19 protein-coding genes and 1 pseudogene are annotated in these 26,979 nt (G+C 67.0%); 12 read left to right on the top strand and 8 right to left on the bottom strand.

Annotated elements, in window-relative coordinates; all coding sequences use genetic code 11:
* A partial coding sequence (locus DIE13_RS20815; RefSeq protein WP_148094087.1) for an AMP-binding enzyme occupies positions 1-513 on the top strand: 513 nt, incomplete at its 5' end.
* A gap of 287 nt (positions 514-800) precedes the next feature.
* On the opposite strand, the gene DIE13_RS32955 is transcribed toward DIE13_RS20815, so the two are convergent.
* Both DIE13_RS32955 and DIE13_RS20800 read right to left on the bottom strand, forming a co-directional pair.
* Positions 801-1,139, bottom strand: a complete 339-nt coding sequence (locus DIE13_RS32955; RefSeq protein WP_175751721.1) for a hypothetical protein — start codon at positions 1,137-1,139, stop codon at positions 801-803.
* Positions 1,140-1,241: 102 nt separating this feature from the next.
* A complete protein-coding gene (locus tag DIE13_RS20800; RefSeq protein ID WP_124828850.1) occupies positions 1,242-2,036 on the bottom strand; it encodes a transporter substrate-binding domain-containing protein in 795 nt (264 codons plus the stop codon).
* 149 nt (positions 2,037-2,185) lie between these two features.
* On the opposite strand from DIE13_RS20800, the gene hemE reads away from it, so the two are divergent.
* The 4 genes from hemE to DIE13_RS20780 all read left to right on the top strand — a co-directional run bounded on the left by hemE (position 2,186) and on the right by DIE13_RS20780 (position 11,551).
* The gene (gene hemE / locus DIE13_RS20795) at positions 2,186-3,280 is read left to right on the top strand and encodes a uroporphyrinogen decarboxylase (RefSeq protein WP_279607246.1); all 1,095 of its coding nucleotides are present in this window, start codon (positions 2,186-2,188) and stop codon (positions 3,278-3,280) included.
* A 448-nt stretch (positions 3,281-3,728) separates the two neighbouring features.
* Positions 3,729-5,990, top strand: coding sequence for a primosomal protein N' (locus tag DIE13_RS20790; protein WP_124828848.1), 2,262 nt, complete (start codon positions 3,729-3,731; stop codon positions 5,988-5,990).
* 404 nt (positions 5,991-6,394) lie between these two features.
* Positions 6,395-10,327 carry a trifunctional transcriptional regulator/proline dehydrogenase/L-glutamate gamma-semialdehyde dehydrogenase gene (gene putA / locus DIE13_RS20785; protein WP_124828847.1) on the top strand — a complete coding sequence of 1,311 codons (3,933 nt, stop codon included), beginning with the start codon at positions 6,395-6,397 and terminating at the stop codon, positions 10,325-10,327.
* 84 nt (positions 10,328-10,411) lie between these two features.
* Complete coding sequence (locus DIE13_RS20780) at positions 10,412-11,551, top strand: branched-chain amino acid ABC transporter substrate-binding protein (RefSeq protein WP_124828846.1); 1,140 nt, start codon at positions 10,412-10,414, stop codon at positions 11,549-11,551.
* Positions 11,552-11,733: 182 nt separating this feature from the next.
* Here the strand turns inward: DIE13_RS20780 and DIE13_RS20775 are convergent, their stop codons facing one another.
* From DIE13_RS20775 to DIE13_RS20765, 3 genes are all read right to left on the bottom strand, one after another.
* Positions 11,734-12,186, bottom strand: a complete 453-nt coding sequence (locus DIE13_RS20775; RefSeq protein ID WP_124828845.1) for a PAAR domain-containing protein — start codon at positions 12,184-12,186, stop codon at positions 11,734-11,736.
* A 259-nt stretch (positions 12,187-12,445) separates the two neighbouring features.
* Positions 12,446-13,963, bottom strand: a complete 1,518-nt coding sequence (locus DIE13_RS20770; RefSeq protein ID WP_124828844.1) for a class I adenylate-forming enzyme family protein — start codon at positions 13,961-13,963, stop codon at positions 12,446-12,448.
* 43 nt (positions 13,964-14,006) lie between these two features.
* The gene (locus DIE13_RS20765; RefSeq protein WP_124828843.1) at positions 14,007-15,659 is read right to left on the bottom strand and encodes an acyl-CoA dehydrogenase family protein; all 1,653 of its coding nucleotides are present in this window, start codon (positions 15,657-15,659) and stop codon (positions 14,007-14,009) included.
* Between the two features lie 119 nt (positions 15,660-15,778).
* Here DIE13_RS20765 and DIE13_RS20760 point away from each other — a divergent pair, with 119 nt between their 5' ends.
* The 3 genes from DIE13_RS20760 to DIE13_RS20750 all read left to right on the top strand — a co-directional run bounded on the left by DIE13_RS20760 (position 15,779) and on the right by DIE13_RS20750 (position 18,727).
* On the top strand, positions 15,779-16,459 hold the full coding sequence (locus DIE13_RS20760) for a TetR/AcrR family transcriptional regulator (RefSeq protein WP_124828842.1): 681 nt from the start codon (positions 15,779-15,781) through the stop codon (positions 16,457-16,459).
* A 212-nt stretch (positions 16,460-16,671) separates the two neighbouring features.
* Positions 16,672-17,826 carry a pyridoxal phosphate-dependent aminotransferase gene (locus DIE13_RS20755; RefSeq protein ID WP_124828841.1) on the top strand — a complete coding sequence of 385 codons (1,155 nt, stop codon included), beginning with the start codon at positions 16,672-16,674 and terminating at the stop codon, positions 17,824-17,826.
* Between the two features lie 112 nt (positions 17,827-17,938).
* Positions 17,939-18,727, top strand: a complete 789-nt coding sequence (locus DIE13_RS20750; protein ID WP_124828840.1) for an ABC transporter substrate-binding protein — start codon at positions 17,939-17,941, stop codon at positions 18,725-18,727.
* An 81-nt stretch (positions 18,728-18,808) separates the two neighbouring features.
* On the opposite strand, the gene DIE13_RS20745 is transcribed toward DIE13_RS20750, so the two are convergent.
* Positions 18,809-19,381 (bottom strand): PadR family transcriptional regulator, encoded by a 573-nt coding sequence (locus tag DIE13_RS20745; protein WP_124828839.1) that lies wholly within the window; start codon positions 19,379-19,381, stop codon positions 18,809-18,811.
* A gap of 68 nt (positions 19,382-19,449) precedes the next feature.
* A complete protein-coding gene (gene cadR, locus DIE13_RS20740; protein WP_124828838.1) occupies positions 19,450-19,881 on the bottom strand; it encodes a Cd(II)/Pb(II)-responsive transcriptional regulator in 432 nt (143 codons plus the stop codon).
* 81 nt (positions 19,882-19,962) lie between these two features.
* Between cadR and DIE13_RS20735 the strand changes: the two genes are divergently transcribed.
* Together DIE13_RS20735 and DIE13_RS20730 are read left to right on the top strand one after the other, a co-directional pair.
* On the top strand, positions 19,963-22,542 hold the full coding sequence (locus DIE13_RS20735) for a heavy metal translocating P-type ATPase (protein ID WP_124828837.1): 2,580 nt from the start codon (positions 19,963-19,965) through the stop codon (positions 22,540-22,542).
* A gap of 10 nt (positions 22,543-22,552) precedes the next feature.
* A complete protein-coding gene (locus DIE13_RS20730) occupies positions 22,553-22,900 on the top strand; it encodes a zinc ribbon domain-containing protein (RefSeq protein ID WP_124828836.1) in 348 nt (115 codons plus the stop codon).
* 83 nt (positions 22,901-22,983) lie between these two features.
* On the opposite strand, the pseudogene DIE13_RS20725 reads toward DIE13_RS20730, so the two are convergent.
* Positions 22,984-23,544, bottom strand: a pseudogene (locus tag DIE13_RS20725) (GyrI-like domain-containing protein); the annotation flags it as partial.
* A 333-nt stretch (positions 23,545-23,877) separates the two neighbouring features.
* On the opposite strand from DIE13_RS20725, the gene DIE13_RS20720 reads away from it, so the two are divergent.
* Positions 23,878-25,341, top strand: a complete 1,464-nt coding sequence (locus tag DIE13_RS20720) for a mechanosensitive ion channel (RefSeq protein ID WP_124828834.1) — start codon at positions 23,878-23,880, stop codon at positions 25,339-25,341.
* A 188-nt stretch (positions 25,342-25,529) separates the two neighbouring features.
* On the top strand, positions 25,530-26,942 hold the full coding sequence (gene eat / locus DIE13_RS20715) for an ethanolamine permease (RefSeq protein WP_124828833.1): 1,413 nt from the start codon (positions 25,530-25,532) through the stop codon (positions 26,940-26,942).
* Positions 26,943-26,979: the final 37 nt, after the last annotated feature.

Here is a 26,979-nt window from a genome sequence, read left to right as displayed (position 1 = left end):
GATATCGTGCCGGTCGGTGCGACGGGCGAGCTGTGCACGAAGGGCTATTCGGTGATGCTCGGCTACTGGGACGACGACGCGAAGACGCGCGAAGTGCTGGTCGACGGCTGGATGCATACGGGCGATCTCGCGACGCTCGACGAGGACGGCTACTGCAACATCGTCGGCCGGCTGAAGGATATGGTGATTCGCGGTGGCGAGAACGTTTATCCACGCGAGATCGAGGAATTCCTGTTCAGGCATCCGAAGATTCAGAGCGCGCAGGTGTTCGGTGTACCGGACGCGAAGTACGGCGAGGAGCTGTGCGCGTGGATCGTGCTGCGCGCAGACGAGCACATGACCGAGGACGACGTGCGTGCGTTCTGCAACGGCCAGATCGCGCACTACAAGATTCCGCGCTATATCCGTTTCGTCGACGAATTGCCGATGACGGTGACGGGCAAGGTGCAGAAGTTCGTGATGCGCGAGCGGATGATCGACGAGCTGAAACTCGACGTGCAGAAGACCGCGTAAAGCGATCTGGCGACGGGAAAAAATGCGGCGGCCTGCGGGCCGTTGCGTTCTCTATGGACGAAAAAAAGCGGGCTTATTAGCCCGCTAAAAACCACACGCTACGGGGTTAGCGCGAGGAGACCAAAGATGAAACCGTGTCCGGCGGGGGGCCGGAAACGACTCCAACAGGGATGCCCCTCGGAAGGGCTTCGGTACGTGACCGACTGGCTCGCAGCGCTTCGCGTCCGCTCACACTTGGCACACGAGACCGCATCCGTGTTGAAACCGTTGAAGCCATTGTGGGCGAATTAACGACCCCTCGCGGTAACAAAGTGTTTCAGGTTGTAACGCCCGCCAGATAAGGCTTCGCGGGATTTTTTGCTGTTTTCGGGGTACTGAAAAAGGCAATTTTTACCCGTCTTTTCTGCAGAGTTTTCATCGCATGCGCGCGACGCGTTTTTCGTGCGTTTTCGCGCCGGTGAATTGCCGATTTGCACGGCGGAAATGGCATCGCACGACAGATACCACGCATGACGATTGATTTGTCGGAAAGATTTTGAAACGTGATCGGCGCGCGCAATAGTCGGCCATTTAGCCAATTTCGCGGCTTGGCGCAATTTGCGCGGCACGCCAATGTGTAACGGCAATGCGCATGCTGCAGTCGCACATCGCCGTCCACGACGGATTTGTCGGCCGCGACCGCGGGGTCGGCGCCCGTTATCGAACGCGCCCGCCGCGGCCGGATCCGCTTACTTCAGCCACTTGTCGGAGATCGCCCGGTATTCGCCGGTCGATAGCGCGAGGTGCAGCCACTGGTCGACGTACTGCTGGAATACGACGTCGCCGCGCGGCACCATGTATGCCTTCTCGCCGAACTGGAACGGCTTGTCCGGATGCACCGAGCACAGGCCCGGATTCAGCTTTTGCTGCAGTAGCGTCTCGGATGCATCGGTCACCATCACGTCGGCCTTGCCGGCAAGGATCTGCTTGAAGATCGTCACGTTGTCCGGATAGACGGTCAGGTTCGCATGCGGGAAGAACTGCTTCGCAAAGCGCTCGTTGGTGCCGCCAGGATTCGCGATCACGTGTGTCTCGGGCCGGTCGATCTGCGCGACCGTCTGGTACTTGTCGACGTCCGCGCAGCGCGCGATCGGCGTCTTGCCGTCTATCACGTACGGCTGCGTGAAGAACGCGCGCTTCTGGCGCTCGAGCGTCGTCGAGACGCCGCCCACGGCGATATCGCACTTCGCGATGAAATCGCTGGTGAGGTTCGGCCAGCTCGTCTTCACGAAGTCGGCCTTTACGCCGAGCGATTTCGCGAGCGATTCGGCCATGTCGATGTCGATGCCCTCGAAGCGGCCATCGGTTCGGTAGTACGAGTACGGCTTGTAGTCGCCGGTCGTGCACACGCGCAGCGTGCCGCGCGCGATCACGTCGTCGAGCCGCGAGCCGGCGGCGGGCGCGGCAGCGGCGGCCTGCGCATGCGCGGCGGCGCAGCAGAGCATGGCAGCCGTCGTGAGCGCCAGCGTGGCGAACGTCTTCATCGGTCTCCTCCTTCGTTCGGTTTGATATCAGCGTCCGATCATAACGGAGCCATCGCGCGCGTCATATGGCCGCCATCGCATCGGCATACGCGGCCGTGCGGCCCCGCTCCGGTAAAATGCCGCTTTGCCTTCGCATCGTCGCTCCTACCGTGGCCCATAACCTGCTCAACGATACCTTCCTGCGTGCGCTTCTGCGCGAGCCGACCGACTACACGCCGATCTGGCTGATGCGCCAGGCGGGCCGCTATCTGCCCGAATACAACGCGACCCGCGCGCGCGCGGGCAGCTTCCTCGGCCTCGCGAAGAGTCCCGACTACGCGACCGAAGTGACGCTGCAGCCGCTCGATCGCTTTCCGCTCGACGCCGCGATCCTGTTCTCGGACATCCTGACGATTCCCGACGCGATGGGCCTCGGCCTCGACTTCCAGGTCGGCGAAGGGCCGAAGTTCGCGCATCCGGTGCGCACCGAGGCCGACGTCGCGAAGCTCGCGGTGCCGGACATCGAGGAGACGCTCGGCTACGTGACCGGCGCGGTGCGCGAGATCCGCCGCGCGCTGACCGACGCCCAGGGCCGCCAGCGCGTGCCGCTGATCGGCTTCTCGGGCAGCCCGTGGACGCTCGCGTGCTACATGGTCGAAGGCGGCGGGTCGGACGACTTCCGCACGGTGAAGTCGATGGCGTATTCGCGCCCCGACCTGATGCACCGGATTCTCGACGTGAATGCGCAGGCCGTGGCCGCGTACCTGAACGCGCAGATCGAAGCCGGCGCGCAAGCCGTGATGATCTTCGATACGTGGGGCGGCGCGCTGGCGGATGGCGCGTACCAGCGCTTCTCGCTGGATTACATCCGCCGCGTGGTCGCGCAGCTCAAACGCGAACATGACGGCGAGCGCGTGCCGGTGATCACGTTCACGAAGGGTGGCGGTCTGTGGCTCGAGGAAATCGCGGCGACCGGCGTCGACGCGGTCGGGCTCGACTGGACGGTCAACCTCGGCGCCGCACGCGAGCGCGTGGGCGGCCGCGTCGCGCTGCAGGGCAACCTCGATCCGACGATCCTGTTTGCGCCGCCGGCTGCGGTGCGCGAGCAGGCGCGCGCGGTACTCGACAGCTATGGCAACCATCCGGGCCACGTATTCAACCTCGGCCACGGGATTTCGCAGTTCACGTCGCCGGATCACGTCGCCGAACTCGTCGACGAAGTGCATAGCCACAGCCGCGCAATCCGTAGCGGAGCTGCAGGCTGAATGCAAGGGCAGTTATGCTGCACTGCGGGGTAACGGCGTTTCGCTGTCTGCGCTAAACAGGGCGCAACCCCGCCCCGGTTGCCGATTCCTTGCTTGTCAAGACTTGACTTATGCACATTTTCCACGTTGCAGCGCGGTAGAGCCCTGTATCGGTCGAATTGTCTCGCTATGGTTCGGTAATTTGAATAGCAGCCTTATGGAATAAGGCTCCGCGGGGCGCGGCAGCGGGCGGCCGAAAACAGCGGAAAGCACGGCCCCGCGTGCTTCGCGGCTGTTGAACGGCGAGTTCTCAACAAAGTTATCCACAGGCTGGTCAGGGTATACGGCGATTCCTAATGCGAATCCAAAACTTAGCGCCGAATCTGAAGTTTTACTTTAAGTTCGCCACCTTGACGCGGACGTGGGGGCCAGTCGTCCGCACTGCCCGAGTCGCTGCCGGAGTGCAGTGATGGACGGTACCTACCTGCGGGTCGCGCTCGACCATCCGCTCGCCACCCTGTTCGACTACCGCTGCGACGTGCAGCCGGCGCCTGAGCCCGGCACGCTCGTGCAAGTCCCGTTCGGCAGGCGGCAGGCCGTCGGGCTCGTCTGCGAGGTAACGACTCACACCGATGTGCCGCCGTCCCGTTTGCGCGCGATCGACGCCATCTGCACCGAACTGCCGCCGCTGTCGCCGGACTGGCTCGCGCTCGTATCGTTCGCGGCCGACTACTACCAGCGCGGGCGTGGCGAAGTCGCGCTGCCGGCGCTCCCGCAGGCGCTGCGCGACGCGCAGCGCTGGGGGCGGCTGCTTGCCCCCGAGGTTCGCTACCGGCTGACCGACGCCGGCCGCGCTGCGCTTCCCGATGCGCTGCCCGCGCGCGGGGCTGCCCTGCGCCGGCTCGCGCAGGCGCTTGCCGACACCGATTCGCTGACGCTGCCCGATGCGCGCGTGTTGCATCCGAAGGCGGTCGCGACGCTCGACGACTGGGCGGCGCGCGGCTGGGTCGCCGTCGAGGAAATCGGCTGGGCCGATACGCCTGCGCCCAAAGCTGTGGATAACCTGTCGACAACCAGTGGGCGAGCTGTGCCGCCGGCGCTCACCGACCAGCAGGCCGAGGCGCTGGACGCGATCCGCGCGGGCCAGGGGTTCGCGCCGTTCCTGCTGCACGGCGTGACGGGCAGCGGCAAGACCGAGGTCTATCTGCACGCGCTGGCGGCGTTGCTCGACGCGCGGCCGGACGCGCAGGCGCTCGTGCTCGTTCCCGAAATCAACCTGACGCCGCAGTTCGAGGCCGCGTTTCGCGCGCGCTTCGCGGGCGCGCTGGCCGACGACGCGATCGTCACGCTGCACAGCGGGCTCGCCGAAGGCGAGCGTGCGCGCAACTGGCTCGCCGCGCATACGGGCCGTGCGCGGATTGTGCTCGGCACGCGGCTCGCGGTGCTCGCGTCGCTGCCGACGCTTGCGCTGATCGTCGTCGACGAGGAACACGAGCCCGCATACAAGCAACAGGAAGGGCTGCGCTATTCGGCGCGCGATCTCGCCGTCTGGCGAGCGAAACACCTTGGCATTCCGGTCGTGCTCGGCTCGGCGACGCCGTCGCTCGAAAGCTGGTGGCAGGCCGAGCAAGGCCGCTATACGCGGCTCACGCTGTCGCGCCGCGCGGTGGCCGACGCGACGCTGCCCACCGTGCGGCTGATCGATCTCGAAGAGGAGCGGCGACGCGGGCGCGCGTCGATGGGCGGGCTGTCCGGGCCGCTCGTCGCGGCGCTGAAGGCGCGGCTCGAGCGCGGCGAACAGAGCCTCGTATTCCTGAACCGGCGCGGCTACGCGCCGCAGCTCGCGTGCGACGCATGCGGCTGGGTCGCCGGCTGCCCGCGCTGCAGCGCGTACGTCGTGCTGCACAAGCCCGAGCACGCGCTGCGCTGCCATCACTGCGGCTGGGAAGCGCGCATTCCGCGCTCGTGTCCGGAGTGCGGGAACGTCGACATCGCGCCGCTCGGGCGCGGCACGCAGCGCATCGAGGAGGCGCTCGCCGAGGCGGTGCCGGGCGCGCGCGTGTTGCGGATCGACGCGGACAGCACTCGCCGCAAGGGCAGTGCGCAGGCGCTTTTCTCGGACGTGCATGCGGGGGAAGTCGACATTCTCGTCGGCACGCAGATGATCGCGAAGGGGCACGACTTCCAGCGCGTGTCGCTCGTCGGCGTGCTCAACGCAGATACGGCGCTGTTCTCGCACGACTTCCGCGCGAGCGAGCGGTTGTTCGCGCAACTGATGCAGGTGAGCGGCCGCGCGGGGCGTGCGGGCCTGCCGGGCGAGGTGCTCGTGCAGACGCGCTATCCGCGTCACGCGCTGTATCACGCGCTCGGGCGGCAGGATTACGTAGGCTTCGCGAATTCGACGCTCGGCGAGCGTCGCGACGCGCATCTGCCACCGTTCGTCTATCAGGCGCTGCTGCGCGCCGAAGGGCGCACGCTGGACGCGGCGCTGGCGTTCCTGCAGCAGGCCGCGGCTGCATTGCCTGGATTGCCGGGTGCCGATCGCGTGACCGTGTACGACGCGGTGCCGATGACGATCGTGAAGGTCGCGAACGTCCATCGAGCGCAACTGTTGCTCGAAAGCGCGTCGCGGGCCGCGCTGCAGCATGCGCTGCGCGCATGGCAGCCGGAGCTGCGTGCGCTGAAGGGCGTGCTGCGGTGGAGCGTCGAGGTCGATCCGCTGGATATCTGAGTATCCGGGCGGCGCCGGCGCGGTTGTCGCGCTGCCCGTCACCGTCTTGCCGCCCCGCGCCCGGGCCGACCGCCGGGCCGCGCTTTTTCCCGTCTCTCGTCCCCGTTCCCGTTCCCGTTCCGCGCGGACCCGCTCGCACCCCCCCAGTGCAACCCGTTTTCTCCCGCCGTCGTACGCATCAAAGGTTGCGCATATGGGCCGAATCGGTCCCGATCAGGGAAAACACCGATCCGCCGACCACGGGCAACCCCTAGGTTGCAACCATCTAAGTGGCTGATTATATTGACTAACCATCAGGTGCAACCGACCTCCCAATCTGGTTGCACCTTTTTATTGCGTGCCGTAGGATTTCGCGCATCCTCTCACACCATATTGCCGGGCTCGCACCGGCGCACGAACCCACCATGGCAAGCACGACTCTCGGCGTCAAGGTCGACGACCTTCTCCGCTCGCGCCTGAAAGACGCGGCAGCGCGTCTCGAGCGCACCCCCCACTGGCTGATCAAGCAGGCGATCTTCGCGTATCTCGAGCGGATCGAGCACGGCCAGCTGCCGCCCGAGCTGTCGGGCAGCAGCGGAGTCACGGAGCTGGCCGACGGACAGTCGACGGACGGCGACGACGACAACTCGCCGCATCCGTTCCTCGAGTTCGCACAGAACGTGCAGCCGCAATCGGTGCTGCGCGCGGCGATCACGGCAGCGTACCGCCGCCCCGAGCCGGAATGCGTGCCGTTCCTGCTGGGCCAGGCCCGCCTGCCGGCGAACCTGCAGGCCGACGTGCAGACGCTCGCGACGACGCTCGTCGAGGCGCTGCGCGAGAAGAGCTCGGGCGGCGGCGTCGAAGGGCTGATCCACGAGTTTTCGCTGTCGAGCCAGGAAGGCGTGGCGCTGATGTGTCTGGCCGAAGCGCTGCTGCGTATTCCCGATCGCGCGACGCGCGATGCGCTGATCCGCGACAAGATCAGCAAGGGCGACTGGCGCTCGCACGTCGGCCACGCACCGTCGCTGTTCGTGAACGCGGCGACCTGGGGGCTGATGATCACCGGCAAGCTCGTGACGACCAACAGCGAAGCGGGCCTGTCGTCGGCGCTCACGCGCCTGATCGGCCGCGGCGGCGAGCCGCTGATCCGCAAGGGCGTCGACATGGCGATGCGCCTGATGGGCGAGCAGTTCGTCACTGGCGAGACGATTTCCGAAGCGCTCGCGAACAGCCGCAAGTACGAAGCGCGCGGCTTCCGCTACTCGTACGACATGCTCGGCGAAGCGGCGACGACCGAAGAGGACGCGCAGCGCTACTACGCATCGTATGAGCAGGCGATCCATGCGATCGGCAAGGCGGCCGGCGGCCGCGGCATCTACGAAGGCCCGGGCATCTCGATCAAGCTGTCGGCGCTGCATGCGCGCTACTCGCGCTCGCAGCAGGACCGCACGATGAGCGAACTGTTGCCGCGCGTGCGCGCGCTGGCGCTGCTCGCGCGTCGCTACGACATCGGCCTGAACATCGACGCGGAAGAGGCGGACCGTCTCGAACTGTCGCTCGACCTGCTCGAGGCGCTGTGTTTCGATCCGGATCTCGCGGGCTGGAACGGCATCGGCTTCGTCGTGCAGGGCTACCAGAAGCGCTGCCCGTTCGTAATCGATTACCTGATCGATCTCGCGCGCCGCAGCCGTCACCGCCTGATGATCCGTCTGGTGAAAGGCGCGTACTGGGACACCGAAATCAAGCGTGCGCAGGTCGACGGCCTCGAAGGCTACCCGGTCTATACGCGCAAGATCTACACGGACGTGTCGTATCTGGCGTGCGCGAAGAAGCTGCTCGCGGCGCCCGACGCCGTCTACCCGCAGTTCGCGACGCACAACGCCTACACGCTGGCCGCGATCTATCACCTGGCGGGCCAGAACTACTACCCGGGCCAGTACGAATTCCAGTGCCTGCACGGGATGGGCGAGCCGCTGTACGAGGAAGTCACCGGCCGCGACAAGATGAATCGTCCGTGCCGCGTGTACGCACCGGTTGGCACGCACGAAACGCTGCTCGCGTACCTGGTGCGCCGTCTGCTGGAAAACGGCGCGAACACGTCGTTCGTGAACCGCATCGCGGATAAAACCGTATCGGTGAAGGAACTGGTCGCCGACCCGGTCGACGAGGCATCGAAGGTCGTGCCGCTCGGCGCGCCACACACGAAGATCCCGCTGCCGCGCAACCTGTACGGCGACGAACGCCCCAACTCGATGGGCCTCGACCTGTCGAACGAACACCGTCTCGCGTCGCTGTCGTCCGCGCTGCTCGCGAGCGCGCACCATCCGTGGCGCGCGGCACCGATGCTGGCCGACGATGCGCTCGCCGACGCACCGGTGCGCGACGTGCGCAACCCGGCCGACCAGCGCGACATCGTCGGCACGGTCAGCGAAGCGACCTCCGAACACGTAAGCGCGGCGCTCGCGCACGCGGTGGCTGCCGCGCCGATCTGGCAGGCGACGCCGGTCGATGCGCGCGCCGACTGCCTGGTGCGCGCGGCCGACCTGCTCGAAGCGCAGATGCACACGCTGATGGGCCTGATCGTGCGCGAAGCCGGCAAATCGCTGCCGAACGCGATCGCCGAAATCCGCGAAGCGGTCGACTTCCTGCGCTACTACGCAGCGCAGATCCGCGACGAGTTCTCGAACGACACGCACCGTCCGCTCGGCCCCGTGGTCTGCATCAGCCCGTGGAACTTCCCGCTCGCGATCTTCATGGGCCAGGTGGCCGCGGCGCTCGCGGCCGGCAACACGGTGCTCGCGAAGCCGGCCGAACAGACGCCGCTGATCGCCGCGCAGGCCGTGCGCCTGCTGCGCGAGGCCGGCGTGCCGGCCGGCGCGGTGCAACTGCTGCCGGGCACGGGCGAAACCGTCGGTGCTGCGCTGGTTGCCGATCCGCGCACGCGGGCGGTGATGTTCACGGGTTCGACTGAAGTCGCCCGCCTGATCAACAAAACGCTGTCCGCGCGCCTCGACCCGGACGGCAAGCCGATTCCGCTGATCGCCGAAACGGGCGGCCAGAACGCGATGATCGTCGACTCGTCTGCACTCGCGGAGCAGGTCGTCGCGGACGTGATGCAGTCGTCGTTCGATTCGGCCGGTCAACGGTGTTCGGCGCTGCGCGTTCTGTGTCTGCAGGACGATGTCGCGGACCGTACGCTGACGATGCTCAAGGGCGCGATGCACGAGCTGACGCTCGGCAACCCGGACCGTCTGTCGACGGACGTCGGCCCGGTGATCGACGCCGAAGCGAAGCAGACGATCGACACGCACGTCGCGTCGATGAAGGACAAGGGGCATGCGGTCACGCAACTGCCGTTGCCGGAAGCCTGCGCGCACGGCACGTTCGTGCCGCCGACGCTGATCGAGATCGGCAGCATCGACGAGTTGAAGCGTGAAGTGTTCGGCCCCGTGCTGCACGTCGTGCGCTACCGCCGCAGCCAGCTCGACAAGCTGCTCGAGGCGATCCGCGCGACCGGTTATGGCCTCACGCTCGGCATCCACACGCGGATCGACGAGACGATCGCGCACGTGATCTCGAATGCGCACGTCGGCAATATCTACGTGAACCGCAACGTGATCGGCGCGGTGGTCGGCGTGCAGCCGTTCGGCGGCGAAGGGCTGTCGGGCACGGGCCCGAAGGCCGGCGGCGCGCTGTATCTGCAGCGCCTGCTCGCGACGCGTCCGTCGGGCCTGCCGCGTTCGCTCGCGCAGACGCTGATCGCGGACGGCGCGGTCGCAGGCGAGCAGCGCGGCAATCCGGCGGCGGCGCTCATCGCGCTGCGCGACTGGCTGATCGAGCAGCGCGAGCCGGCGCTCGCCGCACGCTGCGACGGTTATCTCGCGCAAGTGCCGGCCGGTGCAACCGCGGTGCTGAACGGTCCGACGGGCGAGCGAAACACGTATACACTCGGCCCGCGCGGCACGGTGCTGTGTGTCGCGGCGACGCCAGGCGGCGCCCGCGCGCAGTTCGCGGCGGTGCTGGCGACGGGCAACCGCGCGCTGTTCGCCGGTGCGGCGGGCGAGGCGCTGGCGGCCGCGCTGCCGGCTGCGCTGAAGGCACATGCGGCCGTGCGCAAGCAGGCCGATGCGCCGTTCGACGCGGTGCTGTTCGAAGGCGACAGCGACGAACTGCAGAAGCTCGTGAAGGACGTCGCGCAGCGGCCGGGCCCGATCGTGTCGGTGCAGGGCGTGTCGGTGGGCGCGTTCGAGAACGGCGATGCGGAAGACTACGCGCTCGAGCGGCTGTTGACCGAGCGCTCGGTCAGCGTGAACACGGCCGCGGCGGGCGGCAATGCGAACTTGATGACGATCGGCTGACCATCCTTGCCGTTCGGATCAACCAAAGGAAGCGGCAAGGCGATCCCGAAGCCGCTCCATTTACCCTGGTACCAAGGAGATGCAATGCAACACACGATGAAAAAGCTGGCAGGCGCGACGTTTGTCGCGGTCATGTCGCTTGCGGGGACGGCCCATGCAGATGACGTGAAGATCGGTTACGCAGGGCCGATGACGGGTGCCCAGGCGCACTACGGCAAGGATATGCAGAACGGGATCGTGCTCGCGCTGGAAGACTTCAACGCGACGAACCCGAAGATCGGCGGCAAGCCGGTGAAGTTCACGCTCGAGACGCAGGACGACCAGGCTGACCCGCGCACCGGCACGACGGTTGCGCAGAAGCTCGTCGACGACGGCATCAAGGGCATGCTCGGCCACTTCAATTCGGGCACGACGATTCCGGCTTCGCGCATTTATGCGAACGCCGGCATTCCGGAAATCGCGATGGCGACGGCACCGGAATACACGCAGCAGGGTTACAAGACGACCTTCCGCATGATGACGTCCGACACGCAGCAGGGCTCGGTGGCGGGCTCGTTCGCGTCGAAGGGTCTCGGCCTGAAGAAGATCGCGATCGTCGACGACCGCACGGCCTACGGCCAGGGTCTCGCCGACCAGTTCGAGAAGGCCGCGAAGGCCGGCGGCGCGACGATCGTCGACCGTGAATTCACGAACGACAAGGCAGTCGACTTCAAGGCGATCCTGACCAAGATCAAGGCGACGAAGCCGGACCTCGTCTACTACGGCGGCGCGGACTCGCAGGCAGCGCCGATGGTCAAGCAGATGAAGACGCTCGGCATCACCGCGCCGCTGATGAGCGGCGAAATGGTGAAGACGCCGACGTTCCTGAAGATCGCCGGCCCTGCGGCCGAAGGTACGATCGCATCGCTGGCAGGCCTCCCGCTCGACGAAATGCCGGGTGGCAAGTCGTACGCCGAGAAGTACAAGAAGCGCTTCGGCGAAGACGTGCAGACCTATTCGCCGTACGCATACGACGGCGCGATGGCGATGCTCAATGCGATGAAGAAGGCTGATTCGACCGATCCGGCGAAGTACCTGCCGGTGCTCGCGAAGACCGACATGGCTGGCGTCACGTCGACGCACGTCGCGTATGACGCGAAGGGCGACCTGAAGAACGGCGGCATCACGATGTACAAGGTCGAGAAGGGTGAGTGGAAGCCGCTGAAGAGCATCGGCGGCAAGTAAGCAGAATGGGCGTCGCGAGCGGTGTCGAGAGGCGCCGCCGTGCGCAGCATGTGAAGAAGCCACCGGGCCGTCGGGTCCGGTGGCTTTTTCTTTGGCGGTGCGCGGCCAGGTAGTACATATGGATTTTGCCGGCGACGGTTCAGCGATGTGGGTATGTTCCGGCAGGTGCGTCGCGGTGTATGTCAATGCCTCGTTCCCACGTGCGGCGCTACTTCCCACGTGCCGGAAGGCTCGCGCAATACACCGCCGCGCGCTGTTGTCGCGCCACGTATCGCCAGTCTGTAGGCGGGCGGCGCGAGCGGCGGCACATAGGTCGGATCGAACAGGCCCGCAACGCGTTGCCCATCCTCCACGCGAATGCCCCATGAACTGCGCAGCGTTTCGGTAATGCGGTCGCCGCTGCTCAACCGGCTACCCACCAATGCGAATGGCTTGCCTCCGCTATGGTGGTTTTCCGCGCCGTCGATAATCGCAGCCTCGCTGCCGTCGTCATAGGTCACTACATCGCCGACGCAGGCGACTTCCAATCCAGCCAAGGTCAAGCCGCTGGTTGCGGTGGTGACGCGTCCACCGCGTTCCGTGAGTGCGCCAACGGCGGCGAAAAGATGGGTCGGTGCTTGGAGTTCGTTTTTCATCCGGCTTCCCTGTCTCAGTAAATGGAATGGCTGCCTGGAGACGCTATTCCAGATAAGAAACGTCGATCAATCGGACGAGTATGATTTAGTATTGCTAACTTCTATTACTTGTTCCGTACGGCTTGTTGCATTGACCGAGCGTGCGCGAATGCGTTAGGTCAGGTGTCGCGGATAGGCAATGGTGCCGTATCCAGCTTTTGGGTTCGCAAGGGGAATATGGGTGTGCGAGTTACCCATGCGCCGGCTCAACCGCGGATACTCAGTCTCTGCGCACGCGCAGCAGGAACTTCTGCAATTTTCCCGTCGGCGTGCGCGGCAGCGTTTCCGCGAACACGAATTCGCGCGGGATCTTGTAGGCGGCGAGCCGCTCGCCGCAGAACGCGCGCAGCGCATCCGCATCGGGCGCGGTGCCCGCACGCAGCACGACGTGCGCGACGACCGTTTCGCCCCAGTCCGGATGCGGGACGCCGACGACGGCCGCTTCCGCGATGCCTGGATGCGCGCCGAGCACGTCCTCCACTTCTTTCGAATAGACGTTCTCGCCGCCCGTCACGATCATGTCCTTCAGCCGGTCGACGATGAACAGATAGCCATCCTGATCGATGCGTGCGATGTCGCCGGTGCGATACCAGCCGTCCGGCGCGAACGCGGCGCGCGTCGCGGCCGCGTCGTCGAGATAGCCGAGCATCATGCTGTCGGCCTTCAGCCAGATCTCGCCGGTTTCGCCGGGCTGCGCATCGCGCGCTCCGTCACCGTTCATGGACACGACGCGCAGGTCGACGCCGGGGCCGCCCTGGCGGCCGATCGAGCCGGCCTTCGCGATCTGCTCGTCCGGATACAGCGTGGTGCCGGCCGGGCCCGTCTCCGTCATTCCGTAAACCTGAAAGAATGCATCGCTGCGATACGCGTGTGCGAGCCGTTCGGCCTGCGTGGCGCCGATCGGGCCGCCGCCATAGAGCCACGCGCGCACGCTCGACAGGTCGAACGTCGCGAAGTGCTCGATCGTGTCGAGCGGCAGCGTGTACGACACCGGCGCACCGAAATACAACGTCACGCGCTCGCGCTCGATCGCCTGCAGGAAGCGCAGCGGATGGTATTCGCGCAGCAGCACGACGGTGCCGCCCGCATACAGCGTGCCGCCGAACCAGTTGTTCAGCGGCGACGAATGCCAGAGCGGCATCGCCATCAGCGTACGTTCGTTGCGGCCGATTCCGGTTGCGAGCGCGGCGGCCATCGCGGCGAACGTCACCGTGCGGTGGCTGTGCACGCAGCCTTTCGGACGGCCGGTCGTACCGGACGTGTAGAGGATCTGCGCGACGTCGTTGTCGGCCGGCTCGATGCCCGCGATGCCGTCCATTTCCGTGCGCATCGCGTCGAAGTCCGGCACGCCGTCGGCATGGCCTTCGGTGACGAGCCGTTGCGCCGGATGGATCACGCGCGACAGCACCGGCGCGAGCGCCGCATCGAACAGGATCACCTTGCTGCGGCTGTGTTCGAGCACGTAGTCGACCTCCGGCGCCTGCAGCTTGTGGTTGACCGGCACGAACGCGGCGCCGAGCCGCCATGCGCCGAACATCAGGTCGACGAACGCGGGCGTGTTCACGCACATCGCGGCGACGCGGTCGCCGGCCGCGACGCCGAGCGCGCTCAGCACGGCCGCCGCGCGATGCGAGCGCTCGCGTGCGGCGGCGTACGTGATCGCCGTGTCGTCGTGGATCAGGAACGGCTTGTCGGGCGTCGCGCGGGCGGCGCGATCGAGGGCGGCGACGAGGTTCATCAGGGCTCCGGGCGGGCGTGACGGATGAGCGGGCGGACAGGCGTCAGGCCGGGTACGCGCGCTGCAGCAGCGCGCCGACGTCGAGCGCGTGCGGATCGAAGCCGCCCACGATGCGGCCCCAGTCGGGTGCGGCGAGCCGCGTCGCGATGAACGCATCGGCGACGGCCGCAGGCGCATCGCGCCGCAGCAGGCACGCCTGCGCGACGAGCGCGAGCCGCTGCGCGAACACGCGCGCCGATGCCTCGAGCGTGTCGGCCGGCGCCGCGAGCATCGCACGCAGCGTGTCGAGCGCCGCACGGATGCGCGGCTCGCCCGCGCCGAGGTCGTCCAGCTCGGCCAGCAGCGCGGCGGCCGCGTCGGGCTCGCGCGACACCGCGCGCAGCACGTCGAGGCACATCACGTTGCCGGAGCCTTCCCAGATCGAGTTGACGGGCGCTTCGCGAAACAGCCGCGCGATCGGCCCGTCGTCGACGTAGCCGTTGCCGCCGAACACTTCCATCACTTCGCCGCTCAGTTCGACCGCGCGCTTGCAGACCCAGAATTTCGCGGCAGGCGTGACGATCCGCTTCCACGCGCGTTCGCGCGGCGAGTCGTCGCGCTCGAACGCATCGGCGAGGCGCATCGCCAGGGCAAGCGCGGCTTCGCTTTCGAGCGCGAGATCGGTGAGCACGGTGCGCATCAGCGGCTGCTCGGCGAGCGCGCGGCCGAACGCGTGGCGCTGACGCGTATAGGCGATCGCCTGCACGACGCCCTGGCGCAGCATCGCCGCGCTGCCGAGCACGCAGTTCAGCCGCGTGTAGGTGGCCATCTCGATGATGGTCGGAATCCCGCGGCCTTCGTCGCCGAGCATGATGCCCCACGCGTCGTTCAGTTCGATCTCGCTGCTCGAATTGCTGCGGTTGCCGACCTTGTTCTTCAGCCGCTGGATCTCGACCGCGTTCTTCGTGCCGTCCGGCCGCCAGCGGGGTACGTAGAAGCACGACGGGCTACCCGCTTCGGTGTGGGCGACGACGAGGTGCGCATCGCACATCGGCGCGGAGAAGAACCACTTGTGGCCGCGCAGCCGGTATTCGCCGCCGCGCCCGCCCGCGCCGACGGCAGTCGCGAGCGTCGCGTTCGCGCGCACGTCGGAGCCGCCCTGTTTTTCGGTCATCCCCATGCCGAACCAGATCGAGCGCTTGTCGGCGACCGGCACGTCGCGCGGGTCGTAGTCGTCGCTGTAGAGCTTGTCGCGCAGCAGCGCCCACAGCGCGGGCTCCTTCTGCAGCACGGGAATCGCGGCCTGCGTCATCGTGGCCGGGCACAGTGTGCCGGCCTCGATCTGGCCGTGCAGGTAGAAGCCGGCCGCGGTCGCGGCCCACCGGCCGGGGCGCGTATCGCGGAACGCGAGCGATACGAAGCCTTCGTTGCGGTACATCCCGAGCAGCGTGTGCCACGCCGGATGGAAGTCGACGCGGTCGATGCGCCGGCCGCGCCGGTCGAACGCGTTCAGCTCCGGCGTGTGGCGATTCGCTTCGTCGGCGAGCCGCGCGGTGTCGGCGCTGCCGAGCCGCGCGCCGTACGCGTCGAGCCGCGGCACGGCCCAGTCGGCGCCGGCGCGGGCGAGCGCCTCGCGCAGCGCGGCGTCCGTCGCGAAGAGGTTATAGTCGACCAGTTCGTCGAACTGGTTCGTGACGGCATGGGTCGATTCGGTCATCGGGTTGTCTCCGGTCTCATGCTTCGCGCCCGGCCGGCCGGGTGCCGCGCTGCCGGCGCGTGCATGCCGGTGCCGGCTTCCGGTCAAACGTGTTTCCGCTGAATTTCAGAGTAGCAAATATGCCGTCGCGACATGTTCAGGTTCCGGCGCCGCCCGGCCAGCCGGCGGCGCAACCCGCGCCCGCATTGCGTCGCCGGCCGCGCCAGTCGCGCGCGCAGGCCACGTCCGATGCGCTTCAGCAGGCATTCGTTCAGCTTTTGCTCGAGCGCGGCTATGCAAAGGCGACGATCCGCGAGATCGCGGCCGTCGCAGGCGTGAGCATCGGCACCTTCTACGAATACTTCGGCGACAAGCAGAGCCTCGCCGCGCTGTGCATTCACCGGCGCGTGCTCGCGCTGGCCGACCGGTTGCGCGACGCGGCGCACGGGTTGCGCGGCGCGCCGCGCGCCGAACTCGCGGCCGCGCTCGTCGACCTGCAACTCGACGCAATCGGCGCGGACGCTGCGCTATGGAGCGCGCTGTTCGCGCTGGAGCGGCAGGTGTCGCAGCTCGTCGCCTACCGCCGGCACTACGATGCCTACGTCGCGCTGTGGCGCGACGCGCTCGCACAGGCCGCCGATCCGCCGCCGGCCGAGCGGCTCGACGGGCTCGCGCGGATGGCGCATACGGTCTGTTACGGCGGCGTGTCGCAGGCGTTGCTGACGCTCGGGCCGGCACTCGACTTCGGCGCGCTGCGCGGCGAGCTGCACACGCTGCTGGGCGCGTATCTGGCGGCCGGCGCCAGCCCGTCATCCGCGTGAACAGACCCTAGGGGTAATGCCCGATTCGCATGCGGCGTGGGCGGCGCCACCGTCCCGCCGAGCCTTTCGTGCCAAGAGCCATGAGAAAAATGCATGGCCGCCATGACGAACTTTCGATTGTCCGCCGATATTGGCTGGGGCTAAATCATGCGGCATGTGCAGGGCCGCGCGTTTCGTGCGGGCCCGCCCGAAGGACATCAGAAGGAGGAGTCATGCGAAGCGCCACCACGCCCCGTTCGAAACTGCCCGACGTCGGGACGACAATCTTCACGGTGATCGGCCAGCTTGCTGCGCAGCACGATGCGCTGAACCTGTCGCAGGGCGCGCCGAATTTCGCGCCAGATCCGGCGCTCGTCGAGGGCGTCGCACGCGCGATGCGCGACGGCCACAACCAGTACGCGCCGATGGCCGGCATCGTGTCGCTGCGCGAGCGGCTCGCGGAGAAGACCGAGGCGCTGTACGGCACGCGCTACGACCCGGGCACCGAGATCACGGTGATCGCGAGCGCGAGCGAAGGGCTCTACGCGGCGATCAGCGCGCTCGTGCATCCGGGCGACGAAGTGATCTATTTCGAGCCGTCGTTCGACAGCTACGCGCCGATCGTGCGGATGCAGGGCGCAACGCCGGTCGCGATCAAGCTGTCGCCCGAGCATTTCCGCGTGAACTGGGACGAGGTCGCCGCGGCGATCACGCCACGCACGCGGATGATCGTCGTGAACACGCCGCACAACCCGACCGCGACGGTGTTTTCCGCCGACGATCTCGAACGGCTCGCGCAGCTCACGCGCAATACCGATATCGTGGTGCTGTCCGACGAGGTCTACGAGCACGTCGTGTTCGACGGCGCGCAGCATCAGAGCGTCGCGCGTCACCGCGAGCTGGCCGAGCGCAGCGTGATCGTGTCGTCGTTCGGCAAGTCGTTTCACGTGACGGGCTGGCGTGTCGGCCACTGCATCGCGCCGGCCGCGCTGATGGACGAGATCCGCAAGGTGCACCAGTTCATGGTGTTCTCGGCCGATACGCCGATGCAGGTCGCGTTCGCGGAAATCCTCGCGCGACCGGAAAGCTATCTCGGACTGTCGGCGTTCTACCAGGCCAAGCGCGACCTGCTCGCGCACGAGCTGGCCGATTCGCGCTTCGAGCTGCTGCCGAGCGAAGGCTCGTTCTTCATGCTCGCGCGGTTCCGGCACTTCTCGGACGAAAGCGACAGCGATTTCGTGCTGCGCCTGATCCGGGATGCGCGCGTCGCGACGATTCCGCTGTCGGCGTTCTACACCGACGGCACCGACGCGGGCGTGATCCGGCTCAGTTTCTCGAAGGACGACGCGACGCTGATCGAGGGCGCGCGGCGGTTGCGTTCGCTGTAATCGCGGGTGCGGCCCGTACCCAGGAAGGCGACGTATACGTCGCCCGGAAAGCCACCGATGGGCTGCAGCATGTGTCGAAGCACGGCTGCGGTCGACAAGTCAGGAGATCACGATGAAACATGGACACACCCTGAAACTCGCGTTCGCATTTGCGTGCGCGCTCGGCTCCGGCGCGGCGCTCGCCGACGGGCAGACGCTGCGCTTCGGCCTCGAGGCGCAATACCCGCCGTTCGAGTCGAAAGCGCCGAACGGCGACCTGCAGGGCTTCGACATCGATGTCGGCAATGCCGTTTGCCAGACGGCGAAGCTGTCGTGCAAGTGGGTCGAAACGTCCTTCGACGGACTGATTCCCGCGCTGAAGGGCCGCAAGTTCGACGCGATCAACTCGGCGATGAACGCGACCGAGCAGCGGCGCCAGGCAATCGACTTCACGACGATCATCTACCGCGTGCCGACGCAGCTGATCGCGCGCACCGGCAGCGGCCTGCTGCCGACGCCGGAATCGCTGAAGGGCAAGCGCGTCGGCGTGTTGCAGGCGTCGATCCAGGAAACCTATGCGAAGGCGCACTGGGAGCAGGCCGGCGTGTCGATCGTCGCGTACCAGGATCAGAACCAGGCGTACGCGGATCTCGTGTCAGGCCGTCTCGACGCGACGCTGGTGCTCGCGCCGGCCGGCCAGCGCGGCTTCCTGTCGCGTCCGGACGGCAAGGGTTTCTCGTTCGTCGGTCAGCCGGTGCGCGACGACAAGATTCTCGGCAGCGGGATCGCGTTCGGGCTGCGCAAGGGCGACGACGCGCTGAAGACGAAACTCGATGCGGCGATCGACAAGCTAAAGGCGGATGGCACGGTGAAGTCGCTGGGCCAGAAGTACTTCGGCAATATCGACATCTCGACGCAGTAAACGGGGAAAGCGGCGGCCGCGATGGCCGCTGCGATGCATGACGGACCGTAGACGTGCGGCGCTTGCGCGTTCGCCGTCAAGTCAGCCGTCGACCCAGCTCAGCGCGCCGATCTTCAGGTGTTCGACGACGCTGCGGGCCCAGTCGAGCTCCGCGTTGAGCAGCACGAGCGCATGCTCGTTCTGCAGCAGGAACAGGCGTGGCACCTGATCGTTCTGCGCGGCGTTGCGCAGCGATTCGAGGCGTTCGCGCTCGGCTTCGAGCGCGGCGATGCGGCGCTCGAGCTGGTGGCGCGCATCTTCGGCGTCGAGCAGCGGCAGGAATGCGAGGCCGGCGCCGAACGCCGGGAATTCGCGCGCGGGTTCGGCGAGCAGCGCATGCAGCCACGCCTGCCCGGCCGTGTGTCCGGTTTCGGTCAGCGTGTACAGCGTGCGCTCGGGAAACGCGCCGTCGCGCTCGGTATCGTGCACGGCGATCAGCCCGTCGCGCAGCAGCCGGTCGATCGTCTGGTAAAGGCTCGTGCGCTGCCGCACGTTGACGACTTCGTCGTAACCGCGGGCCTTCCACTGCTGCAGCATTCCGTACGGATGCATCGGCGTTTCGGTGAGCGTCGCGAGGACCGCGAGCGCAAGCGGAGACGGGCGGCTCGATGTCATGAATAGTTATATTGTGTCTAGTTGAAATATAACTAGTATCGACTAGACTATCATATTCCACAAGGGTTTCAGCCGAGGTGCGAGCGCTTCGCAGCTGGTGCGACGGTTTCCATCGTCGCCAGACCATGCACGATGCCGCAGTCTTCGACCGAATGTTCGCCAACGCATTGACGCCTCAACTCGATGAGCTGATCGCGCAGATGCATGAGCTCCGCGAGGCGTGCGTCGACGTGGCCGATATGCTCGTCGAGCAGCGAGTTGATCGAATCGCACGGGTCGGCCGGCGTGTCGGTGAGCTGCAGCAGCGCGCGGATTTCGTCGTGCGCCATGTCGAGCGCACGGCAGTTGCGAATGAAGCGCAGCCGTTCGACGTGCACGTCGGTGTAGTTCCGGTAGTTCGAATCGGTTCGCTCCGCATCCGGCATCAGCCCCTCCTTCTCGTAGAAGCGGATCGTTTCGGGCGTGCAGCGGGCCGCCTTGGCCAGTTCGCCGATCTTCATGGCTTTCTCCGTTGTAAGGCTTGACCTTGTAGTGGCTTCAAGGTGTTAACTCTACACCGTCAAGCCATTGAGGAGGTTGTCATGACCGACGCCCAGCGTACCCACGACCCACGACACCGTCATGCCGGCGGCGCCGAGACCTGCTGCGCCGACGCGTGCGACACGCAGGCGGCGACCGTCGACGACACGGCGCCGGCGGCCGGCGAGCACGCGCACGGCGACGGCGCATCGCGCGGCGCGCAGCCGCATGAATGCGGCCACGATCATGCACCTGCGCACGGCACGGGGCACGACCACACCAGCCACGCACACGGCGACGGGCATGGGCACGGCGCGGCATGTTTGCACGACCATGCCGCGCATGATCACGCTGCACATGACCATGCCGGTCACGACCACGACCACGACCACGACCACGACCACGACCACGACCACGACCACGACCACGCGGCCGGCGACTGCTGCGCGCCCGCCGCGCTGACGCTCGCGCCGCTCCCGGTCGCGCAGGCCACCGCGTCGGGGCACGTGCGCTCCGCATTCCGGATCATGCAGATGGACTGCCCGACCGAGGAAACGCTGATCCGCAAGAAGCTCGGCGGCATGCAGCAGGTATCGGCGCTCGAATTCAACCTGATGCAGCGGATGCTGACCGTCGAACACGTGCCCGGCGCGCAGCCCGCGATCGAAAGCGCGATCCGCACGCTCGGGATGACGCCGGAGGCCGCGTCGGCCGATGCACCGGCCGCCCGGGTCGCTGACGCGCCCGCGAAGCCGTGGTGGCCGCTCGCGCTGGCGGGCGTCGCGGCGATCGCGTCCGAAGCGGCGAACTGGGTCGGCCTGCCGGTGTGGCTATCGGCCGTGCTCGCGCTCGCGGCGGTGCTCGCATGCGGGCTGACCACCTACAAGAAAGGCTGGATCGCGATCCGCAACGGCAACCTGAACATCAATGCGCTGATGAGCATCGCGGTGACTGGCGCGATGGCGATCGGCCAGTGGCCGGAAGCGTCGATGGTGATGGTGTTGTTCACGATCGCCGAACTGATCGAGGCGAAGTCGCTCGATCGCGCGCGCAATGCGATCCAGGGCCTGATGCGGCTCGCTCCCGACGCCGCGACCGTGCAGGACGCCGATGGCGCTTGGCGCACCGTCGAAGCCGCGCAGGTGGCGCTCGGCGCGGTCGTGCGCGTGAAGCCGGGCGAGCGGATCGGGCTGGACGGCGAAGTCGTCGCGGGCCGCTCGACGGTGAACCAGGCGCCGATCACCGGCGAAAGCCTGCCGGTCGAGAAGGGAGCCGGCGACGCGGTGTATGCAGGCACGATCAACGAGTCGGGATCGTTCGACTATCGCGTGACGGCGGTTGCGGCCAATTCGACGCTTGCGCGGATCATCCACGCGGTCGAGGAAGCGCAGGGCGCGAAGGCGCCGACGCAGCGTTTCGTCGACCAGTTCGCACGCGTCTATACGCCGATCGTGTTCGCGATCGCGCTGCTGGTCGCGGTGGCGCCGCCGCTCGTGCTGGGCGGCGCCTGGCACGACTGGATCTACCGCGCGCTGGTGCTGCTCGTGATCGCGTGCCCGTGCGCGCTGGTGATCTCGACGCCGGTGACGATCGTGTCGGGCCTCGCGGCTGCGGCGCGGCGCGGGATTCTCGTGAAGGGCGGCGTCTATCTGGAAGAAGGCCGCAAGCTTGCGTGGCTCGCGCTCGACAAGACCGGCACGATCACGCACGGCAAGCCGGTGCAGACCGATTTCGACCTGCATGCCGTCGACGTCGATGCTGCGCAGGTGCGTCATCTCGGCGCGAGCCTCGCGGCACGCTCCGATCACCCGGTGTCGCAGGCGATCGCCGCGGCAGCACGCGATGCGCAGACGGCAGCGTTCGCCAATGTAGAGGAATTCGAAGCGATCGTCGGGCGCGGCGTGCGCGGCACGATCGACGGCACACGCTACTGGCTCGGCAACCACCGGCTCGTCGAGGAACTCGAACGTTGCTCGCCGGTGCTGGAGGCGAAGCTCGACGTGCTCGAGCGGCAGGGCAAGAGCGTCGTGATGCTGGTCGACGACACGCGCGTGCTCGGCATTTTCGCAGTGGCCGACACGATCAAGGACACGAGCCGCGCGGCGATCGCCGACCTGCATGCGCTCGGCATCCGCACCGCGATGCTGACCGGCGACAACCCGCACACCGCGCAGGCGATCGCGCGGCAGGCCGGCATCGACGACGCGCGCGGCAACCAGTTGCCGGAGGACAAGCTCGCGGCGGTCGAGGAGCTGGCAGCCGGCGGCGCGGGCGCGGTCGGGATGGTCGGCGACGGGATCAACGATGCGCCGGCGCTCGCGCGTGCCGACATCGGTTTCGCGATGGGCGCGATGGGCACCGACACGGCGATCGAGACGGCCGACGTCGCACTGATGGACGACGACCTGCGCAAGATTCCCGCGTTCGTGCGGCTGTCGCGCGCGACGCATCGCGTGCTGGTGCAGAACATCGGTTTCGCGCTCGGCTTGAAGATCGTGTTCCTCGGCCTGACGGTCGCAGGGATCGGCACGATGTGGATGGCCGTGTTCGCCGATGCGGGCGCGAGCCTGATCGTCGTCGGCAACGGTTTGCGGCTGCTGTCGAAGGCCGGCGTGTTCGATGGCGCGCAGACGCAGCGATGAGGAGCGGGCGATGAGCTTTCTGAAACGGATCTTGGGTGGCCACGGCGGCGGGCATCGCGGCAACCACGGTGGCGGGCATCACGGCGGGCACGGTGCGGAAGGTCATGGCAGCCACGATGCGCGCGGCCGCGACCGTCACGGTTGGGGCTGGCAGTCGCAGCCCGACGCCCAGGGCGGCAACGCGCCGCTGCGCCAGCTCGCCTGCGCGGGCTGCGGCGCGCTCAACGCGGCGGACGCGCGATTCTGCGCGCAGTGCGGTACCTCACAGCGTGGCAACGCGTGTAGCCGCTGCCACGCGGCGCTGGCGGCCGATGCACGCTTTTGCCCGAGCTGCGGGACGCAAGCCGGCCGCGCCTGATCGCCAGCCCTTGGCCGGCCGCAGGACCAGGCGGACGCATCATCCTGGCCTCAACGTACGCCGACCGGACCGCGCTCCTGCACTCACCGCAGCGGCAAATAGATCTCGGTTTGCAGGTCGGCTGGCGCCGCATCCATCGGCGTGTTCAGATACAGCTCGAACGGCGGCGCATCGGCGGCTTCGCGGCCCGAGCGACGCAGCCAGTCGCCGTACAGCCACTGGTAGGCCGTTTTCAGATCCGCATACGGTCCCGTGTGCAGCAGCACCGCATGATCGCCGCCCGCGATCGTCACACGCTCGACTGGCGGCGCCGGCGCGACATCCGGCGCGCCGGCGGCCGGCACGAAACAGGCTTTCGCCCGCAATTGCGCTTCGGGCGTCGTATCCGGATCGTCATAGAAGATCCCGATCATCATCGCGCCGGGGCCGGTCAGTCCATGCTGCGCGACCCACGCGCCGACGTGCCCGAACGCGTCGACGACCTTCAGGTACGCACCCGTGTGCGCAACCGCATACCCGCGCAGTTCCGGCAGCCGCCGGATCTCCACTTCATGTTTGAACATGCCTTCTTCTCCTCGCTGTAACGGATAGATCGGCCGGTGCTGCAGAGGCGGCACACCGTAAGCATCGCGAAATTCAGGCGCGCGACTCGCGCCGCATGGCTCCGCCACGCGGGCGTGCCGGCTTTCGTGGCGACGGGCATCGGCATGCCGCGGCAGGAATCGACGTCACGGTAGCACGCGCGTGCTGAATAAATCTTGCGGAGATGCGTAAGCATGCCGAATCCGTCCCTTTTTTATTTCGTCGAAATGGGGTTCCGCCCCTGCGATCTATGACTAAAGTTAAAGACGGTGAAATCCGATGAATGCGTCATTTTTCTCGGGTAAGTTGCTGGGGCGGCACAGCACGGTTTTCGAAGTACGCAGGTAGTTCGTCGATGTTCAATCGCAACGCCACGTTTTTCGGGAGAAGAAGAAATGGATGCTTCCAGCTTCATCACGTCGCTGCAGACCACGCTAGGCGGCTACCTGCCCAAGATCGCGGGCGCGATCGGCATCCTGGTGATCGGCTGGCTGGTCGCCGTGGTAGTGCGGGCCGGCACGCTCCGGCTGCTCAACGCGCTGAAGGTCGACCAGCGCATCAACGAAAGCACCGGCCAGGGCGCCTGCGTCGAGCGGATCGTCGCCGGCGGGCTGTTCTGGCTCGTGCTGCTCGTCACCGCGGTGGGCATCTTCAACGTGCTGAATCTGTACGCGGTCTCCAATCCGTTCTCGCTGCTTGTCACGCACATCGTCAACTACCTGCCGAACCTGATCGGCGGCGCGGCGCTGACGCTGATCGCGTGGCTCATCGCGTCGCTGCTGCGCAGCCTCGCGAACCGCGCGCTGAAGGCGAGCAAGGTCGACGACAAGCTGTCCGAAAGCGCGGGCATGCAGCCGATGAGCGGCTATCTCGGCGACGTGCTGTTCTGGCTCGTGATCCTGATGTTCCTGCCGGCGATTCTCGCGTCGTTCGCGCTGTCCGGCCTGCTGTCGCCGGTGCAGGGGATGATCGACAAGCTGCTCGCGATCGTGCCGAACCTGTTTGCGGCCGCGGTGATCGGCTTCGTCGGCTGGGTCGTCGCGCGCGTGCTGCGCGGCCTCGTGACGAACCTGCTGGTTGCCGCCGGCGCGGATCGTCTCACCGCGCGGCTCGACAGTCCGACGCCGGTGCGCGTGTCGAGCCTGATCGGCACGATCGTCTACGTGTTCGTGTTCGTGCCGACGCTGATCTCCGCGCTCGATGCGCTGAAGATCGACGCGATCTCGATTCCCGCCACCAACATGCTGAACCAGTTCCTCGGCGCGGTGCCGGACATCGTCGCGGCGATCGTGATCGTGCTCGTCACGTTCTATTTCGCGCGCTTCGTCGCATCGCTCGCACAGAAGCTGCTGGAAGCCGCCGGCGCCGACGGGCTGCCGGCCGTGCTCGGCGTCGAACGCGTGTTCTCGGGGATGCTGCAGCCGTCGGTGCTGGTCGGACGGCTGATCGTGTTCTTCGCGATGCTGTTCGCCGCGGTCGAAGCCGCGAACCGGCTCGGTTTCACGCAGGTGCGCGACGTTGTCACGCTGTTCATCGAATTCGGCGGCCACGTGCTGATGGGCGGCGTGATTCTCGTGATCGGCGTGTGGCTCGCGGGCCTCGCGCGTCGCGTGATCGAGCAGGCCGACCGCGAACACAGCGTGCTGTTCGCGCGGATCGCGCAATTCGCGATCCTCGGCCTGGTGTTCGCGATGGGGCTGCGCGCGATGGGCATTGCCAACGAGATCGTGCAGCTCGCGTTCGGCCTCGTGCTCGGCGCGATCGCGGTGGCGGTCGCGCTGTCGTTCGGCCTTGGCGGCCGCGAAGCGGCCGGCAAGCTGCTCGACCGCTGGTTCAACCAGCGCGGCGGCGGCCAGTAAGCAGGCCACGGCGCCCCGGCTGCCCGAGGAGGGTAGCCGGGGCGGTCAAGCTGCGCGCGGCGGCGTTGCCGTCGGCGAAACGTCAGCGGCCATCTTTGCCGAATTTCGATAACACGTCGTTTAATGACTCTCTAGCATCGATTCTCAGTCGAGCAGGCCGGCAGGCCCGCACCTTTCAGGAGAATCCGATGAAAGCAGAGTCGAATGGCCGGCCCGTCGCCGGCGCCAAGTCGTCCGGCCAGCCCGCGCTGCAGCAGACGCTCGGGACCTGGCAGCTGTGGGGCATCGCGGTCGGCCTCGTGATTTCCGGCGAGTACTTCGGCTGGAGCTACGGCTGGGCGAGTGCGGGCACGCTGGGTTTCGTGATCACCGCGATGTTCGTCGCGGCGATGTATACGACCTTCATCTTCAGCTTCACCGAACTCACGACGTCGATCCCGCACGCGGGCGGGCCGTTCGCGTATGCGCGGCGTGCATTCGGCCCCGCGGGCGGCTATCTGGCCGGGGTGGCAACCCTCGTCGAATTCGTGTTCGCGCCGCCCGCGATCGCGCTGGCGATCGGCGCGTACCTGCACGTGCAGTTTCCGGGACTCGAACCGAAAAACGCGGCGATGGGCGCGTATCTCGTGTTCATGGCGCTGAACATCGTCGGCGTGCAGATCGCCGCGACGTTCGAGCTGATCGTCACGCTGTTCGCGATCTTCGAATTGCTGGTGTTCATGGGCGTGGTGTCGCCGGGCTTCGCGTGGAGCAATTTCCTGAAGGGCGGCTGGTCGGGCGCCGATCATTTCAGCGTCGGCGCATTCCACGGGATGTTCGCGGCGATCCCGTTCGCGATCTGGTTCTTCCTCGCGATCGAGGGCGTCGCGATGGCCGCCGAGGAGGCGAAGAACCCGAAGCGTTCGATTCCGATCGCCTACGTGGCCGGCATCCTGACGCTCGTCACGCTGGCGGTCGGCGTGATGGTGTTCGCCGGCGGCGCGGGCGACTGGACCCGGCTCGCGAACATCAACGACCCGCTGCCGCAGGCGATGAAGTACATCGTCGGCGCGAACAGCGGCTGGATGCACATGCTCGTGTGGCTCGGGCTGTTCGGACTCGTCGCGTCGTTCCACGGGATCATCCTCGGCTATTCGCGCCAGATCTTCGCGCTGGCCCGCGAAGGCTACCTGCCCGAATGGCTCGCGAAGGTGCATCCGCGCTTCAAGACGCCTTACCGCGCGATCCTCGCGGGCGGCGTGGTCGGCATCGCGGCGATCTACAGCGACGAGCTGATCCAGTTCGGCGGCCAGACGCTCACCGCGAACATCGTGACGATGTCGGTGTTCGGCGCGATCGTGATGTATATCGTAAGCATGGCGTCGCTGTTCAAGCTGCGCCGTTCGCAGCCGAACATGGCGCGGCCGTTCCGCGCGCCGCTGTACCCGTTCTTCCCGGCGTTCGCGATCGTTGCGGCCCTGATATGCCTCGGCACGATGGTGTACTTCAATGGGCTGGTGGCGATGGTGTTCGTGGCGTTCCTTGCGCTCGGCTATGCGTACTTCCTCGCGACGCGTTCGCAGCGCGCGAGCGCGCCGGGCGACGCGGTGCTCGAGGAATGAGCATGGCGAACGCGAACAGCCGTTCCTGACGGCATCC

This window comes from Burkholderia sp. Bp9016 (genome assembly GCF_003857765.1).
GTDB lineage: Bacteria > Pseudomonadota > Gammaproteobacteria > Burkholderiales > Burkholderiaceae > Burkholderia.
Note: the sequence above shows the minus strand (reverse complement) of the source record. Positions and strands in the feature narration are given on the sequence as shown.